Origin of the sequence: Pseudomonas morbosilactucae, from assembly GCF_023241715.1 — a bacterium.
GTDB lineage: Bacteria > Pseudomonadota > Gammaproteobacteria > Pseudomonadales > Pseudomonadaceae > Aquipseudomonas > Aquipseudomonas morbosilactucae.
On the sequence record NZ_JALQCW010000004.1, the window covers coordinates 69,677 to 85,182 of the forward strand.

General features: G+C 62.3%; 13 protein-coding genes and 1 pseudogene. 10 read left to right on the top strand and 4 right to left on the bottom strand.

Going from position 1 to position 15,506, the window contains the following annotated elements; genetic code table 11:
• The first annotated feature begins 232 nt into the window (after positions 1-232).
• A complete protein-coding gene (locus tag M1B34_RS01625) occupies positions 233-2,692 on the top strand; it encodes a UvrD-helicase domain-containing protein (RefSeq protein ID WP_268264275.1) in 2,460 nt (819 codons plus the stop codon).
• A gap of 57 nt (positions 2,693-2,749) precedes the next feature.
• On the opposite strand, the gene M1B34_RS01630 is transcribed toward M1B34_RS01625, so the two are convergent.
• Positions 2,750-3,019 carry a DUF1652 domain-containing protein gene (locus M1B34_RS01630; protein WP_123334453.1) on the bottom strand — a complete coding sequence of 90 codons (270 nt, stop codon included), beginning with the start codon at positions 3,017-3,019 and terminating at the stop codon, positions 2,750-2,752.
• 278 nt (positions 3,020-3,297) lie between these two features.
• Here M1B34_RS01630 and M1B34_RS01635 point away from each other — a divergent pair, with 278 nt between their 5' ends.
• The 6 genes from M1B34_RS01635 (at position 3,298) to zapE (ending at position 9,105) form a co-directional block, all read left to right on the top strand.
• Positions 3,298-4,113 carry a helix-turn-helix domain-containing protein gene (locus tag M1B34_RS01635; protein ID WP_123333224.1) on the top strand — a complete coding sequence of 272 codons (816 nt, stop codon included), beginning with the start codon at positions 3,298-3,300 and terminating at the stop codon, positions 4,111-4,113.
• A 51-nt stretch (positions 4,114-4,164) separates the two neighbouring features.
• Entirely contained in the window at positions 4,165-5,571 is a 1,407-nt protein-coding gene (locus M1B34_RS01640) for an NAD(P)/FAD-dependent oxidoreductase (RefSeq protein WP_268264276.1), read from the top strand.
• A gap of 24 nt (positions 5,572-5,595) precedes the next feature.
• Positions 5,596-5,937 (top strand): cupin domain-containing protein, encoded by a 342-nt coding sequence (locus tag M1B34_RS01645; RefSeq protein WP_268264277.1) that lies wholly within the window; start codon positions 5,596-5,598, stop codon positions 5,935-5,937.
• Between the two features lie 98 nt (positions 5,938-6,035).
• Entirely contained in the window at positions 6,036-7,088 is a 1,053-nt protein-coding gene (locus M1B34_RS01650; RefSeq protein WP_425273483.1) for a polyamine ABC transporter substrate-binding protein, read from the top strand.
• Between the two features lie 88 nt (positions 7,089-7,176).
• On the top strand, positions 7,177-7,899 hold the full coding sequence (locus M1B34_RS01655) for a helix-turn-helix transcriptional regulator (protein WP_268264278.1): 723 nt from the start codon (positions 7,177-7,179) through the stop codon (positions 7,897-7,899).
• 93 nt (positions 7,900-7,992) lie between these two features.
• A complete protein-coding gene (gene zapE / locus M1B34_RS01660) occupies positions 7,993-9,105 on the top strand; it encodes a cell division protein ZapE (protein ID WP_268264279.1) in 1,113 nt (370 codons plus the stop codon).
• Positions 9,106-9,302: 197 nt separating this feature from the next.
• Here zapE and M1B34_RS01665 read toward each other — a convergent pair whose 3' ends face one another.
• The 3 genes from M1B34_RS01665 to M1B34_RS01675 form a co-directional block, all read right to left on the bottom strand.
• Positions 9,303-9,536, bottom strand: a complete 234-nt coding sequence (locus M1B34_RS01665; RefSeq protein WP_268264280.1) for a hypothetical protein — start codon at positions 9,534-9,536, stop codon at positions 9,303-9,305.
• A gap of 233 nt (positions 9,537-9,769) precedes the next feature.
• Positions 9,770-11,518: a phosphoethanolamine transferase CptA gene (locus M1B34_RS01670; protein WP_268264281.1), complete on the bottom strand. Its 1,749-nt coding sequence runs from the start codon at positions 11,516-11,518 to the stop codon at positions 9,770-9,772.
• 215 nt (positions 11,519-11,733) lie between these two features.
• Positions 11,734-11,910 carry a DUF6026 family protein gene (locus M1B34_RS01675; RefSeq protein ID WP_185039244.1) on the bottom strand — a complete coding sequence of 59 codons (177 nt, stop codon included), beginning with the start codon at positions 11,908-11,910 and terminating at the stop codon, positions 11,734-11,736.
• Positions 11,911-12,175: 265 nt separating this feature from the next.
• Here M1B34_RS01675 and gnd point away from each other — a divergent pair, with 265 nt between their 5' ends.
• The 3 genes and pseudogenes from gnd to M1B34_RS01690 all read left to right on the top strand — a co-directional run bounded on the left by gnd (position 12,176) and on the right by M1B34_RS01690 (position 15,505).
• On the top strand, positions 12,176-13,156 hold the full coding sequence (gene gnd / locus M1B34_RS01680) for a phosphogluconate dehydrogenase (NAD(+)-dependent, decarboxylating) (protein ID WP_123333208.1): 981 nt from the start codon (positions 12,176-12,178) through the stop codon (positions 13,154-13,156).
• Positions 13,153-14,669, top strand: a pseudogene (gene zwf, locus M1B34_RS01685) (glucose-6-phosphate dehydrogenase). Before gnd ends, zwf begins: the two are co-directional and overlap by 4 nt.
• Positions 14,666-15,505, top strand: coding sequence for an HAD family hydrolase (locus tag M1B34_RS01690; protein WP_268264282.1), 840 nt, complete (start codon positions 14,666-14,668; stop codon positions 15,503-15,505). Before zwf ends, M1B34_RS01690 begins: the two are co-directional and overlap by 4 nt.
• Position 15,506: the final 1 nt, after the last annotated feature.

Sequence of the window (15,506 nt, forward strand, 5' to 3'; positions counted from 1 at the left end):
GCCGCCCACTGCATAACCCCGGTTGATGACGTGCATCTTCCTCGGATCACCTATCGATAAAAAGCGCAAAAAATGCTGGATTTCAATCAAATAATTGGATGTTTTTGCCTGGGATTTCCTACTGTGCAACCTTCACTTCATCCCTTAAGTTAATGACCTGTAAGCAATTGGCTGGATATCGACGGAAAATGCCGCGACCATAGCCCACACCGCCTCACACCCTGGAGTCAGCGTGCCGCAACACACCCCCGATCTTCCGCCCGAACTTCTGCCCCTGGCCGAGATGCCGCTGCTCAAGCGCCTGGCCGCTCGTTTTTTTGGCCATGGCCTCAACCGCCTGCGGGCCCAGCACCGGGCGTCCTGGCTGCATGGGCAGGCCGATGGCTTTCGCAGCGGGCACACCGCTGGGGTGGACTACGGCTATAAGGAAGGCAAGCTCGAGGGGCTGGAGGAAGGCCGCCAGGTGCTGTTGATCCGTGACAGCCGCAACACCGAGCATCGCCCACCGGGGGTGGACGACAAACTGTTCGACGACTGGCGCCTGCCTCTGACGCCTGAGCTGAAAAAACGCATCAAGGCCGATGTCGCGCGGCTGCTGCCGGCCCATGCTCAACCCAGCACCGCGCAATGGAAGATGATCTTCAGCGATACGCCGTCAACCTCGGTGATCGCCGGGGCAGGTGCAGGGAAGTCTACCTCTCTGGTGCTGCGCATCCTGTTGCTGACCCATTACCTGGGTTTTGAGCTCGACTGCCTGACGGTGGTGACCTTCACCCGCGAGTCGCGCAAGGACTTCATCAATAAGCTGCTGGAGGTGTTTGGCCTCTGGGGTCGGGCATTGAGCCTCAAGGACGCCCGCGACGTGGTGCGCACCTTCCATTCGAGGATCTTGCCCATGGTCCGCAGCCTGCCGGGCTTCGAGCGTTTGCAGGCGTTCGAGAACCTCAGTGAGCGTGCAGCGTCCGGTGAAGAGGAGGTGGACAGCAACCCGTTCGACCTGCGCATCAATGACGCCCAGCGCAAGCACCTGAACGCCTGCTATCACGCGCTGCAGGGCCGCGACCCGCGTTTTCGCGAGGCGATCAAGCCGCTGTTGCGCCAGGCCTTGCTGCTTAAAGAACTGGAGCGCGATCACCCGGATGTGCAGAAGCGCATGGCCGTCACCGAACTGGCCGCCAAGCGCGACGAAGAACTGTGTGATGCGGTCGAGGACCTGTGGTTTCGCGCCGGTGCCTGGCCGATCAAGGGCATTGAGCCCAATCGCCAACCTTTGGAAATCAACGGCGCACGCTTTCATTGCCACGGCTACGCCCCGGAGTTGGACGCCTGGGTGGTGCTTGGGTTCGACCCGCGAGAAAACCCCCAGGTCAGCCGACCCAATGCCAAGCTGACGGTGCGGGCGGAATGGGCTGTAAAGCGCACCCTGTTTCAAGCTTTCTGTCATAAGCCATTGATTTGGCTTGATAGTTACGATTCATCCACGCGCGTTCTGGCCTCCATGGCGGGCGACGCCAGTGCCGGGCCGGGCTTCGACTACAAGGTCAAGGGTGAGTTGGCGTCGGTGCCGTTGCTGGACGCTTTTGTGGCGGCGGCCGGGTTTATCGAGAACCTGGGGCTGGATGTCTGTGATGCGGTCGGGCGCATGAGTTTCTCCAAGGATGACCCGGACCGGTTTTTCTTCGAGGCCCTGAGCCTGTTCTGGCGGGCCCTGGAAGACCATCTGCTGGACCAGTCGCCGCCGATCATGACTTACAACCGCATGTTTGCCCTGTTCAGCGAGCACTCGCCGGAGAACCTCAGGCTGCTCAGTGATGAGCGCCTGCGGCCGCTGTCGCACCTGATGATCGACGAGTTCCAGGACGTTTCGCCGCAGATCGTCTCCTGGATCCGCGCCTGCCTGGGGGAAATCCGCCGGCGCGGCCCAGCCCTGCACGCGGGGCATCGGGCCCAGCATTCGTCCTTGCTCTGCGTGGGCGATGACTGGCAATCGATCTATGGCTGGCGGGGCAGTTCGCCGAAGTACTTCATGGAGTTCAATCAGGAGTTCCCGTCGCCGGCCACCACCCGGGTCATGCTCAGCGACAACTACCGCAGCCATCAGCACATCATCGACGCGGCGGAACATATCGTCCGCGCGGCCCCGGCGATTGCCGGGAAGAAGGCCAAGGCGGCCGGTGAGCCGCGTGAGCCAGTGCCGGTGCAGGTTTTGAATCGTGATGAGCAAGACCTGGCCCAGCGCCTGGAAGAGCATTATCGTCGCGGCGATTCAATCTTGATTCTCTATCGAAAAAGTGTCGATAAGTTATTGATTGAAAACAATATTTCACAAATAGTTAATGTTGATTCTAGCTTGCCGTTTGGCCAGCGACGGCTCAAGCAGCTGACTTTTCACAGCGCCAAGGGCCTGCAGGCGGACGCGGTGTTCCTGCTGGGGGATTGCCAGCACCTGACCCGTTCGCCCTATAAAAACCAGGTCTACCGCATGGCGGGCCTGGGCAAGGACGGCGACGCCGAGCCCTATGACGCGGCGCAGAAGGACGAGATCCTGCGGTTGGCCTATGTGGGCATCACCCGGGCAGTCACCCATTGCTACTGGTATGTGGAGCCTCAGGAGCCCCAGGCCGCAAATGGCCCACGGGCCTCGGAGCGAGTGCCCAAGGGCAAGGCATTTTTTGTCGATCGGCGGGCATGAGCCCAAGGGTGAGCCAGTCACCAGCAGGCGCCGGCGAACCGGCGAGGGGAAGGGTTACTAGGCTTTGAGTGCCGAGGACGGCATCAAGGATTCCAGCTCGTCTTCTACCGCTTCGATGATGCGCTCCACGTCACTGGCGTTCATCACCGTGGCGCAGGGAATGCCGGCAATGGCAATCATGGTTTCACCACTGGCGCGGTCGAAGAGCCGGGCAATCATGCTGCCGGGCGCGTCCATGCTGGCTTCGAAGCCCATCGGGTGAAAATGCCAGCGCATTAGCTGGCAGGCGTTGGGAAAGGTGACTTTGCTGGCGGAGAATCGGTTCATCGGCTGGCCCACCTGGTTCATTGAGCGCTTCCTTTTGCTCGCGGTAGGTACGGAAGGGCCCTCGCTGACCCAACCTGTTGAGTTTTTAAAAGTAGCATCGGCGTGTGACAGGCAGTGGTTTTTTTTGCACCGTCCGGCGGTTCTTTTGCCGATTTATGACGCAGGTCATGGCTTGGTTTCCTGCAAGCCTCAATCCGCTGCCCCCCACTCCCGGTGTTGACCATTGAAGCGGCCCCGTCACTTGCGGCAAGCTTTGTTTTTCTTCGTTTGAGAACCCTATGCCTGCTCCAGATGATGGCCCGCTGCAAACCCAGGCCACCGGCGAGACGGTGCTGCGTTATCACCTGTGCTGGAAGCACCGTGACCTGGATGGGGTGATGGCGCTGTACCACCCCGAGATCCAGTACCACGACTTCTTCCAGAACCGCGTCCTGGGCCTGGATGAGCTGCGTGACTACGTGGCCAACAGCATGCCCCGGGACCCGGAAGAGGCCCTGGAGCACAGCGACCGTATCCGGGTGGACGGCGACACGGCCTTTATCCAGTACCAGGTCACCCTGCGCGGCGGACAGGGGCTGGTGTCATTTCGCGCCAGTGAAGCCATAACCGTGCGTGATGGGCTGATCTGGCGGGTCAACGAATATGCCTCCCTAGTGCGTGAAACCCCGGCCAGCCAGGGTGGCCAGAGCCTGCGCCCGGCGGCCAGTCGCCTGGGGCTGTCGCCTCGGCAGTTGAGCTTTATGGCCGAGGACCTGCAGCAGTACTTCCAGCGCCAGCAACCCTACCTCGACCCGCAACTGGACTTGCAGCGGGTGGCCAGGGAGTGCGGCTACAGCCGCAATCAGATTTCCTACCTGCTCAACCAAGTGCTGGGGCAGAGCTTCTACCGCTACGTCAATCAGGCGCGCCTGCAGCATTTGCTGGCGGCCCTGGACCAGGCCGTGCCCCCGGTAAAGGTCGACGAGCTGGCCTTTGCCGCCGGTTTCAACTCCCTGTCGGCGTTCTACAGCTGTTTTCGCCAGCACACCGGCCTGTCGCCCCGGGCCTACGCCAAACAAATTTCTTTGCGGGCACGCGCGCAAGACAGCGCCTGAGCCCAGCCACTAGGATCGCCCTCATCGAAGTTCGGATGGCGGAGTCTTGGCATGCCAGCGTGGCGCACTATCAGTTTGTGGATGGATCAGCTCGACGAGCCGCTGCTGGCGCGGCCGTCCCTGGAGCAGGATCTCGAAGTCGACGTGGCGATCATCGGTGCCGGTTACACCGGGCTGTGGACCGCTTACTACCTCAAGCGCCAGGCGCCCCAGCTCAAGGTGGCGATCATCGAGGCCCAGACGGCCGGTTTTGGTGCGTCGGGGCGTAATGGCGGTTGGCTGATGGGCAACCTGCTGGGGGAAGATCGGCTGCTGGCCGGCCTGCCGCCCGAGCAGCGCCGAGCGTCTTTCGACCTGTTGCATGGCATTCCCGATGAAGTGGCCACCGTCCTCGAGCGTGAGGGCATCGACTGCGATTACCGGAAAAGCGGGGTGCTGTACTGTGCCGCCCGTTACCCCGAGCAGGAAGCCAGCCTGCGTGCCTACCTGGACCACCTCTATGCCCAGGGGCTCGACGAAAACGATTACCGCTGGCTCAGCCCCGAGCAACTGGTGCAACAGATTCGCGTGGCCAAGCCCTATGGCGGCATCCATTCCCCCCATTGCGCAACCCTGCAGCCGGCCAAGCTGGTGCGTGGCCTGGCCCGGGCGGTGGAGCGCCTGGGGGTGACGATCTATGAAAACAGCCCGGTGACCGACTGGCAGCCCGGCCACCTGCGCACGGCCAAGGCCCAAGTGCGCAGCCACTGGGTAGTGCCGGCGGTGGAGGGCTATTCGGTGACCCTGCCGCCCCTGGGGCGTTATCAATTGCCGGTGCAGAGCCTGTTGGTGGCCACCGAGCCACTGTCGGACGCCACCTGGGACGAGATTGGCCTGAGCCAGGGCCAGGCGTTCAGCGAGAGCAGCCGGCAGGTCACCTACGGCCAGCGCAGCGCCGACAATCGCCTGGTGTTCGGTGCCCGTGGCGGTTACCGATTCGCCGGTCGACTGCGCCATGACTTCGCCCTCACCGAGCAAGAGGTCGAATTGCGCCGCTATCTGTTCAGCGAGCTGTTCCCCCAGCTCAAACACGTGCGCATCAGCCATTCCTGGGGCGGCAACCTGGGCATGTCCCGGGCCTTCAAGCCGCACATGCTGTGTGACCGGCGCCAGGGCATTGCCTTGTCCGGCGGCTACGGCGGTGAAGGGGTGGGCGCCAGCAACCTCGGCGGGCGGACCCTGGCCGACCTGATCCTGCAGCGCGACACCTCGCTGGTGCAGCAGCCCTGGGTCCTGGCCGAGCGCGGCCTCGACGCCTTGCGGGCCTGGGAGCCGGAACCGTGCCGCTGGCTGGGTTACAACGCGATCATTCGCAGCTTTGTCCATGAGGACCAGACCCTGGCCAACCCGGCCACGGCCCCCTGGCGGCGCTCCCTGGCCACTCGGCTGGCGGCGTTCATGGAAGGCTTCATGCACTGAACACCCTCAACCCAAGGTAGCCCCATGAGCATCACTCAATTCAAGAACACCGCCACGGTTGCCCTCGATGATTCGACTCCGGTGGCCGTGCCCCTGGGCACGCCCGTGGCGGTCACCTCGGTGACCTGTGTCGAACGCGACGATGGCGTCGAAACCGGCATCTGGGAATGCACCCCGGGCCGCTGGCGGCGGCAGATCACCGCCCAGGAGTTCTGCCACTTCATCCAGGGCCGTTGCACCTTTACCCCGGACCATGGCGAGCCCCTGCACATACAAGCCGGCGACGCACTGATGTTGTCGGCCAACAGCACCGGGATCTGGGACATCCATGAGACCGTCCGCAAGACCTACGTGCTGATTTTCTGACTTTTCGATCCTTTGATTGCCTGCCAATAACAACAACCCCTACAGGAATCGATCCCATGATCCGCAAGACTCCAGCAAGTGTGTGGTTTGCCCCTTTGATGCTGGTGGCCGCCATCAGCCAGGCCGCCGAGACGGTGAAGATCTACAACTGGTCGGACTACATTGCCCCCGACACCCTGAAGAACTTCGAGAAAGACACCGGCATCCTGGCCAGCTATGACGTGTACGACAGCAACGAGACCCTGGACGGCAAGTTGATGACGGGTAAATCCGGCTACGACGTGGTGTTTCCGTCCAACCACTTCATGGCCCGGCAGATCCAGGGCGGCGCCCTGAAAAAACTCGACAAGAGCCAGTTGCCCAACTGGAAGAACCTCAACCCGGTGTTGCTCAAGGCCCTGCAGGGCAACGACCCGGGCAACGAACACGGCTTTCCTTATCTGTGGGGCAGCACCGGCATCGGCTACAACCTGGCCAAGGTCAAGGCGGTGCTGGGGGACAACGCGCCGGTGGATTCCTGGGACCTGATCTTCAAGCCCGAGAACATGGAGAAGCTGAAGAAGTGTGGGGTGGCGATCCTCGACAACGGTCCTGAACTGCTGCCCGCGGCCCTGAATTATCTGGGCCTGCCGCACCACAGCAAGGACCCGGCCGATTACAAAAAGGCCGAGGCGCTGTTGATGAAGGTCCGGCCTTATGTCAGCTACTTCCATTCCTCCAAGTACACCAGTGACTTGGCCAATGGCGATATTTGCGTGGCGGTGGGGTTCTCGGGGGACATCCTGCAGGCCGAAAGCCGGGCCAGGGAAGCGAACAACGGCGTGGAAATCGGCTATTCGATTCCCAAGGAGGGCGCGGCGATCTGGTTCGACATGGTGGCCATGCCCGCTGACGCGCCGGATGAAAAGGCCGGTTACGCCTTCATGAACTACCTGCTGCGCCCCGAGGTGATGGCCGGCATCAGCAACCATGTGCATTACGCCAATGGCAACCAGCAAGCCGACGGGCTGATCGACCCGGCGATCAAGAACGACACCAAGGTCTACCCCAGCCCGCAGATGATGGACAAGCTGTTCGCCCTGGAAGCCATGCCGCTGAACATCGACCGCATCCGCACGCGCTTGTGGAACAAGATCCGCACCGGCAGCTGAAACCTGTACGCCTGGGCAGCGGCTCCTGACAGTTTCTGACAGGGGCCTCTGGTAATCTTCTGCGCTCCAGCCCGTGGAGTGGCCCAGCGTGTCGCGTACCAGTCGTTTACTCACCTTGCTGCAAGTGTTGCGGGGCAAAAGCCGGCCCGTGACCGCCAGCGCCCTGGCCCGGGAGCTGGAGGTTTCTGAGCGCACGGTGTATCGGGACATTGCCGAGCTCAGCGCCCTGGGTGCACCGGTCTACGGCGAAGCCGGGGTTGGCTATGTGCTGCGCAGCGGGCTGTTCCTGCCGCCGCTGATGTTCAACACCGAGGAAATCGAAGCCATCGTTCTTGGCCTGCGCTACGTCGACCAACGTGGCGACGAGGTGCTGGGCAAGGCGGCAGCCGATGCCCTGGCCAAGATTGCCGCGGTGCTGGCTCCGGCGGCCCAGGACGCCTTGCGCAACCCGACCATCCTCGCTGGGCCACCCACCAGTAAGTACCCGGACAACCCGGTGCCGCTGAATGTCTTTCGCCAGGCCATTCGCCAGCAAGCCAAGCTGCACATCGACTACGCCGACGCCAACAACAGTCCCAGCCAGCGGCTGATCTGGCCGTTGGCCCTGGGGTTTATGGACGAGGTCAGGGTGATCGTCGCCTGGTGCGAGTTGCGTGGGGCCTATCGGACCTTTCGCACCGATCGGGTGGCCGCTGCCACGGAGCCGGGCGAGCCTTATCCAGGACGGCGCAGCGATTGGCTGCGGGCCTGGCGCAAGCAGATGCAGGAAGAGGAAGCGGGGCGCTTCACCCCGCACAAGCGCCGAAGCTAGGCCTGGCTGCCCATCAGTCGCGGCGCCCCGCGCAGGCTCAGTGCCAGGCGGCCGTGGCATACTGCGGGCCCTTTGCCAGGAAGTCCCTGCCCGATGCCTTTCGATTCTCCCCTCAGCGCTTATCAGGATGCTGTGCAGACCCGAGGTTTTGTCGCCGATCCGGCACAACTGCGGGCGGTGCAGGCCTTGCAGCAGTGTCACGAGGCTCTGCACCAGGGGCACGATGCACCGCGCGGGGTGTACCTCTGGGGCCCGGTGGGGCGCGGCAAGACCTGGCTGATGGACGCGTTTTACCAAAGCCTCAAGGTCCCGGCCCGGCGTCAGCACTTTCACCACTTCATGGGCTGGGTGCACCAGCGTTCCTTCCAACTCACCGGCACCGCCGATCCCTTGCATGCCCTGGCCCATGAGTTGAGCCAGGACGTGCGGGTGCTGTGTTTTGACGAGCTGTTCGTCAACGACATCGGCGACGCGATCATCCTCGGGCGCCTGTTCCAGGTGATGTTCGAGCAGGGCGTGGTGGTGGTCAGCACCTCCAACCAGCCGCCGCAGCAACTTTATGCTGATGGCTTTAACCGTGAGCGTTTCCTGCCGGCCATTGCGGCGATCGAGGCCCATATGCAGGTGGTGGCGGTGGACGGCAGCGAAGACCACCGTCTGCACCCTGGCGTCGCGACTCAGCGTTACTGGGTCCGCCAGGCCGATGGCCAGAGCGCCTTGAGCGCCGTGTTTGAGCAGATGGCGGCAGGTCAGGCGCGGGTCAGTGGCAGCATTGCCCTGGGCTACCGCCAGATCAGTGTGATCCAGGCCAGCGAGCGAGTGATCTGGTGCCGTTACGCCGAGTTGTGCGAGCAGCCGTTCGCGGCCATGGACTTTATGGCCCTGTGCGACCGCTTCCAGGCCATTCTGTTGAGTGATGTGCCCAACCTCAGCGCCAGCCAGCGCCCAGGGAGGATCGCCCGTGGCACCGAGGACGGCGCAACGCGGGTCGAGGCTGGGGATCGGGAGCTGCCCCAGCTGTCGGTGCACGACGACAGCGTGCGGCGCTTTATTGCGCTGGTGGACGAATGCTACGACCGTAAGGTGCCGCTCTATATCGAGGCCTTGGTGCCGATGGAACAGCTGTACACCGAGGGTTACCTGGCGTTTGCCTTTCGCCGTACCCTGAGCCGCTTGCGCGAGATGCAATTGCAGCGTTTTGCCTGAGATTGCCCCCCCTATTGGTAGCACTTGGCAAACAGTTTTAAACAATAAGAAAGTTGCTCTTATGCCGGGTTTTAGAAACTAACGAGCTCAACCCCATAAAGGCACCCCAATAAAAAAGGCGCCCGTGTCAGGCGCCAAATGTTCAATCCTGATAACGGAGCGGAGTATCAGGATCGAGTGCTGGGGTTAACGTTCAATCAGGCATCGGGCTGTTGCCCGGAGACGCTGGTACTCGAGGTCTGCACCGGCTTCTTGGCCGCGTCGCTGTGGGCGATATTGTCGGCCTGGCCATGGATTTGCTGCTGGGTGGCGAGGAAGTCCTGCCGTGCCTGATGGGAGCGTTCGGCGCCGTCTTCGGCGAAGGCCAGGGTCGAGCCCATGCCCAGCAGAGCGGTCATCACAACAGTCGAAAGTTTGTTTGAACGTTTCATGGATCAGTTCCTGCTTAATAGTGTTCGTTCTCCACTTCATCCCTGAAATAAAGGCATGGAAGGAGTGTGGGGACGATTGATTAAGTGGGAATTAATTCACTTTGGGTACAGGCGTGAAGTTGTTGTAATTGTTTGTTTCACGCGAGGGCGTTCATAGGGGCGCCAGGCAAGGCTTTTATAGGCCGCAATAAAAAATGCCCCGTAAGGGGCATTGTTTCAACGCAGCGCCAGGCTTATTGCTGCACCAGTTCGCTGGCCGTCGCTGCCGGTGCCTTGGGCTTCATCAGGCTGAAGTCGATCAGTGCCTTGTTCTGTTTGGCGTAAGGGTCGCCAATCAGCAGGGGGCGGGGTTTGAAGCTGTCGCTGACCAGGCTCTTGCTGCGGTCCAGCTCATCGAAGCTCAAACCGGCCAGGTCGGCCCAGGTGTGGATCAGGTTCGAGCTGCTGTAAGGCCGGCCCAAGTCACCGGCAAAGCTCCAGTCGTGGGTTTCCCGCCATTTCGGCGAGGCCCAGGCCATAAAGGGAATGGTGTACATCGGTGCCGTGGGCTTCGACTCATTGCGCCCCAGCATGTCGTGACCCGCCGAGTCGAAGACATCTTCGCCATGGTCCGACAGGTACAGCAAGAAGCCATTGGGATCGGTCTTGGCGTAATCCTTGATCAGGCTCGACACCACGAAGTCGTTGTACAGCACCGCATTGTCGTAGCTGTTGTAGGTTGGCACCTGGTCGTCGCGCACGCCGGGCGGCACGCCCTGGCGGTCGGTGAATTTATCGAAGCTCGGCGGGTAGCGGTACTGGTAACTCATGTGGGTGCCCAGCAGGTGGACCACGATGAATTTGCGCGGTGCGCTCTCGGCCAGGGCCTTGCTGAAGGGGGCGAGCACGTCGCCGTCGTACTGGCGGGCGTTCTGGTTGCGATTGTTGTTCAGGTACACCTGCTCGTCGGCCTGCTCGGAGAAGGTGGTGAGCATGGTGTTGCGCTTGGTCATGGTCTGCTGGTTGGTGATCCAGTAGGTCTTGTAGCCGGCCTGCTTCATCACGCTGACCAGGGATGGGGTCTTGAGGTACAGGTCGGGGTTTTCTTCATCGGCGAAGGTCAGCACCTGCTGCAGCGCTTCAATGGTGTAGGGGCGCGGGGTGATGACGTTGTCGAACACCGCCAACTGGTCCTTGAGCTTGTCCAGTTCCGGGGTGGTTTGACGTGGGTAGCCGTACAGGCTCATGCGCTGACGATTGGTGGATTCGCCGATCACCAGCACCAGGGTGGCGGGCAGATTGGCGCCGCTGTCCTTGAGGTTGCCCAGGGGAGGGATCTTGCTGACGTTGTCGAGCATGCCTTGCATGTTGTTCAACTGCTCGCGATAGCGTCGGTAGGCCACCAGCATCTGCCATGGCACGGCCGGTTCGATGCGGGTTTCGAATTTCTCCAGGCCGCCGGCCAGGCTGCCGGTGCGTGCGGTCTGCTTGATCAGGGGGTAGCCGACAATCACCAACAGGATGGCCACGGCTGCCACGGCCGCCTGGGCCCGGGGCAGGTACACGGGGCGCACCCGGGTCCAGAGGAAAAACGCCACCGCGGTGTGGGCGAGAAACGCCAGGACCATCCACCAGGCAAAGTATTGGGTCAGGTATTCACCGGCTTCCGAGGGGTTGGACTCGAACATGATGAAGATGACGCTTTGCGAGAACTCCTGCTGGTAGATGAAGAAGTAGCCCAGGCTGGCCAGGGAGCAGGCCCACAGCACCACGCCAATCAGCCCCGCCAGCAAGCGCGCGCGGGCCGGGAACAGCAGCATCGGCGCGAGCCAGATGGCGCTCATGAAGAAGGCCTGGCGGAAACCGGTAAAGCCCGAGGTGTCGGTCAACTGGATCAGCAGTTGGGTGATCCCCGAGAAATACCAGAAGAACAGGAACATCCAGGCCATTGCAGCCCAGTCGAAACCCTTGGCAGCGGTGCCGCCACGTTTGAACAATGCCATTCAGCGCTCCAGCCAGTTGATCTCGGCCATCGCGCGCGCAGGGTCACGACAATGGCGGCCACCGCAAGTTTGGCGGCTATAAAGGCTGGGAGTATCGACAAGCGGATGTGAAAACTTTGTGAGCCGGGGCGGCAGAGGACGGAGCGTACAAGCGACAGCGCAGGGTCGGGGAGAACAGCAACGCAGGGCAGGGCCCTGCGTTCAACCGTGGGGGATCAATGGGCGGCGGGTAGTTGCAACGGCTGGGACTGGCCTTGACTCAACATAAGCTGGCGCAACTGGGTGAGTTCCCGTTGCAACTGCTCGCGTTCTTCCTTGAGTTGGCGCAATTCGTCACGACGGATGGTGACGTACAGGGTTTGTGCAGGCCGTGCTGGTAGTACTGTGCCCATTGCTCACCTCGCAAATGGCGTGTTTCAACTGTGTGTTGCCCCGCGCTGAGCGGCGACACCACACTATCGGCGGCAAGTTTGATTTCTTTTAGGGGCAAAGGGAACTTTTTTATTTTTAACGGTCGTTGTGTCTTCTAGTCGTTTACCGTCGTTATCCACTGTCTGAACGGGAAACTTAGGCCGGACGCTCTGGACTAACCCTCATTGGCCCCCTTGGGCTATAACCTTTTGACACAAATCTATTGGTAGTAAGGAGCATCAGCACATGCAACTCGGGATTATTGGACTGGGCCGCATGGGCGGCAACATTGCACGGCGCCTGATGCTCAACGGGCATGAAACCGTGGTGTTCGACCGCAATGTGGACTTTGTCAGCACCCTGGCTGCTGAAGGCGCCCAAGGCGTCGCCGACCTGCAAGCCCTGGTGGCGGGCCTACAGGCCCCTCGGGCCGTGTGGGTGATGCTGCCGGCCGGTGCGCCGACCGAAGACACCATCGAGGCCCTGAGCCAACTGCTGGAAGCCGGTGATGTGATCATCGACGGCGGCAACACCTACTACAAGGACGACATCCGTCGCGCCCGCAGCCTGGCGGAAAAAGGCCTGAAATACATCGACGTCGGCACCTCCGGCGGTGTCTGGGGCCTGGAACGCGGCTACTGCATGATGATCGGCGGCGACGCTGATGAAGTGCTGCGCCTGGACCCGTTGTTCGCGGCCCTGGCACCCGGCTACGGCGACATTCCGCGGACCCGCGACCGGGTCGCCGAGGACGACCGTGCCGAGCGCGGTTACATCCACGCCGGCCCGGCTGGCTCCGGGCACTTCGTCAAGATGATCCACAACGGCATCGAGTACGGGATGATGCAGGCCTTCGCCGAAGGCTTCGACATTCTCAAGACCAAGGCCTCGGAAAACCTCCCGGAAGACCAGCGTTTCGACCTCAATGTGGCGGACATCGCCGAAGTCTGGCGGCGCGGCAGCGTGGTGTCGTCCTGGCTCCTGGACCTGACCGCCGACGCCCTGGCCAGCGACCCGAAACTCGACGGTTACTCGGGCTCCGTGGCCGACAGCGGTGAAGGCCGCTGGACCATCGAAGCCGCCATGGAGCAATCGGTGCCGGTGCCGGTGCTGTCCAACTCGCTGTTCGCGCGCTTCCGTTCGCGCCAGCAAAGCACCTACGGCGACAAACTGTTGTCGGCCATGCGTTTCGGCTTCGGCGGCCACGTGGAGACTTCGAAAAAATGACCGAAATGCGCAAGAAGTCCAAGGCTCAACCCGCTCCGCCCACCACCCTGTTCCTGTTCGGCGCCCATGGCGACCTGGTCAAGCGCCTGCTGATGCCGGCGCTGTACAACCTCAGCCGCGATGGCTTGCTGAACGAGGGCGTGCGGATTGTCGGGGTCGACCACAACGCCATCAGCGATGTGGATTTCGCCAAGAAGCTCGAGGACTTCCTGCGCACCGAGGTCGCCAGCAAAGTCGGCAATGGCGCCAGCCTCGATCCGGCGCTGTGGGCTCAGCTGGCCAAAGGCATCAGCTACGTCGAAGGGGATTTCCTCGACGACAGCACCTATCAAGCGCTGGCGGCCAAGATTGCCGCCAGCGGCAGCGGCAATGCGGTGTTCTACCTGGCCACCGCGCCGCGCTTTTTTGCTGAAGTGGTGCAGCGTCTGGGCGCTGCCGGGTTGCTGGAGGAGGGCAGCGATGCCTTCCGCCGCGTGGTGATCGAAAAGCCTTTCGGTTCCGACCTGCAAACCGCCGAGGCGCTGAACGCCTGCCTGCTCAAGGTCATGAGCGAGAAGCAGATCTATCGCATCGACCATTACCTGGGCAAGGAAACGGTACAGAACATTCTGGTCAGCCGTTTCTCCAACAGCCTGTTCGAGGCGTTCTGGAACAACCACTACATCGACCACGTGCAGATCACCGCGGCGGAAACCGTCGGCGTGGAAACCCGTGGCAGCTTTTATGAACACACCGGCGCCTTGCGCGACATGGTGCCCAATCACCTGTTCCAGTTGCTGGCCATGGTCGCCATGGAGCCGCCCGCGCCTTCGGTGCCGACGCAGTGCGGGGCGAGAAGGCCAAGGTGGTGGGGGCGATCCGTCCCTGGTCGGTGGACGACGCGCGGGCCAACTCGGTGCGCGGCCAGTATGTGGCCGGCGAACTGGGTGGCAAGGCCGTGCCGGGCTACCGCGAGGAAGACAAGGTTGCCGCCGACAGCAGCACGGAAACCTACGTCGCCCTCAAGGTGATGATCGATAACTGGCGCTGGGTCGGCGTACCGTTCTACCTGCGCACCGGCAAGCGCCTGAGTGTGCGCGACACCGAGATCGCCATCTGCTTCAAGCCGGCGCCCTATGCGCAGTTCCGCGACACCGAGGTCGACAGCCTGCAGCCGACGTACCTGCGGATCCAGATTCAGCCCAATGAAGGCATGTGGTTCGACCTGTTGGCGAAAAAGCCCGGGCCGACCCTGGACATGGCCAACATCGAGTTGGGCTTTGCCTACAAGGATTTCTTCGAGATGCAGCCTTCCACCGGCTACGAGACCCTGATCTACGACTGCCTCACGGGTGACCAAACCCTGTTCCAGCGTGCCGACAACATCGAAAACGGCTGGCGAGCAGTGCAGCCCTTCCTCGATGCCTGGAAACAGGACGCCACCGTCCAGCCTTATGCCGCTGGCGGTACAGGTCCGGCGGATGCCGATGAGTTGTTGCGCCGTGACGGCCGTGAATGGTGCCAACTGGGATGAGTGATCACGTGCAGCAGCCCATCGAGTTTCTTCTCAGTGACATGGACGGCACCTTGTTACTTCCCGATCACAGCATCAGCCCCCGCACCCTGGCGGCAGTCAGGGCCTTGCGCGAGGCCGGCGTGGCCTTCAGCCTGGCCACGGGGCGCCCACCCCGGGCCATGCGCCAGCAGATCGAAGCCCTGGGCGTGGATGTGCCCACGGCGGCGTTCAATGGCGGAACCATTGTTCATCCGGATGGGCGCTTCCTGGCGCGCCATCACCTGCCATTGCCCGCGGTGCTGGCCACCCTGGCCCTATTCACGCCTCACGCGGACGTCGAAGTCTGGGTGTTTGCCGATGACTTGTGGCTGCTCCATGACCCTGATCGGCCCATGGTGCCCCGTGAGCAGCAGGGCCTGGGTTATCCGCCGCAGGTGGTGGACAGCTTCGAGGCCTACCTGCCACGGGTCGACAAGATCGTCGCCGCCAGCAACAACACCGGGCTACTGGTGGAGTTGGAAGCTCAGTTGCAAGCGCAGATTGGTGAGCAGGCCCAAGTGTCGCGTTCGCAGCCGGTGTACCTGGACGTGACCGCGCTCCAGGCGAACAAGGGCGATGCCTTGCGCACCCTGGCGGAATATCTGGGGGTGGCCATCGAACGCACCGCGGCCATCGGCGATGGCGGCAATGACCCAGCGATGTTTCACCAGGCCGGGTTGTCGATTGCCATGGGCCAGGCGGAACAGGCCATCAAGGATCAGGCCGATGTGGTCACCGCCAGCAACGTCGAGGATGGCGCGGCCCAGGCCATCGAACGTTTCATCCTGTCTCCCCGCGCCCAGTCCCGGGCTTGAA

What these genes read in the sequence shown, in the direction of transcription:
- M1B34_RS01630 (WP_123334453.1), bottom strand. Translation starts at nt 3,019, where the DNA reads ATGAACCGATTCTCCGCCAGCAAAGTCACCTTTCCCAACGCCTGCCAG.
- M1B34_RS01635 (WP_123333224.1), top strand. Translation starts at nt 3,298, where the DNA reads ATGCCTGCTCCAGATGATGGCCCGCTGCAAACCCAGGCCACCGGCGAG.
- M1B34_RS01640 (WP_268264276.1), top strand. Translation starts at nt 4,165, where the DNA reads ATGCCAGCGTGGCGCACTATCAGTTTGTGGATGGATCAGCTCGACGAG.
- M1B34_RS01645 (WP_268264277.1), top strand. Translation starts at nt 5,596, where the DNA reads ATGAGCATCACTCAATTCAAGAACACCGCCACGGTTGCCCTCGATGAT.
- M1B34_RS01650 (WP_425273483.1), top strand. Translation starts at nt 6,036, where the DNA reads ATGCTGGTGGCCGCCATCAGCCAGGCCGCCGAGACGGTGAAGATCTAC.
- zapE (WP_268264279.1), top strand. Translation starts at nt 7,993, where the DNA reads ATGCCTTTCGATTCTCCCCTCAGCGCTTATCAGGATGCTGTGCAGACC.
- M1B34_RS01665 (WP_268264280.1), bottom strand. Translation starts at nt 9,536, where the DNA reads ATGAAACGTTCAAACAAACTTTCGACTGTTGTGATGACCGCTCTGCTG.
- M1B34_RS01670 (WP_268264281.1), bottom strand. Translation starts at nt 11,518, where the DNA reads ATGGCATTGTTCAAACGTGGCGGCACCGCTGCCAAGGGTTTCGACTGG.
- M1B34_RS01675 (WP_185039244.1), bottom strand. Translation starts at nt 11,910, where the DNA reads ATGGGCACAGTACTACCAGCACGGCCTGCACAAACCCTGTACGTCACC.
- gnd (WP_123333208.1), top strand. Translation starts at nt 12,176, where the DNA reads ATGCAACTCGGGATTATTGGACTGGGCCGCATGGGCGGCAACATTGCA.
- M1B34_RS01690 (WP_268264282.1), top strand. Translation starts at nt 14,666, where the DNA reads ATGAGTGATCACGTGCAGCAGCCCATCGAGTTTCTTCTCAGTGACATG.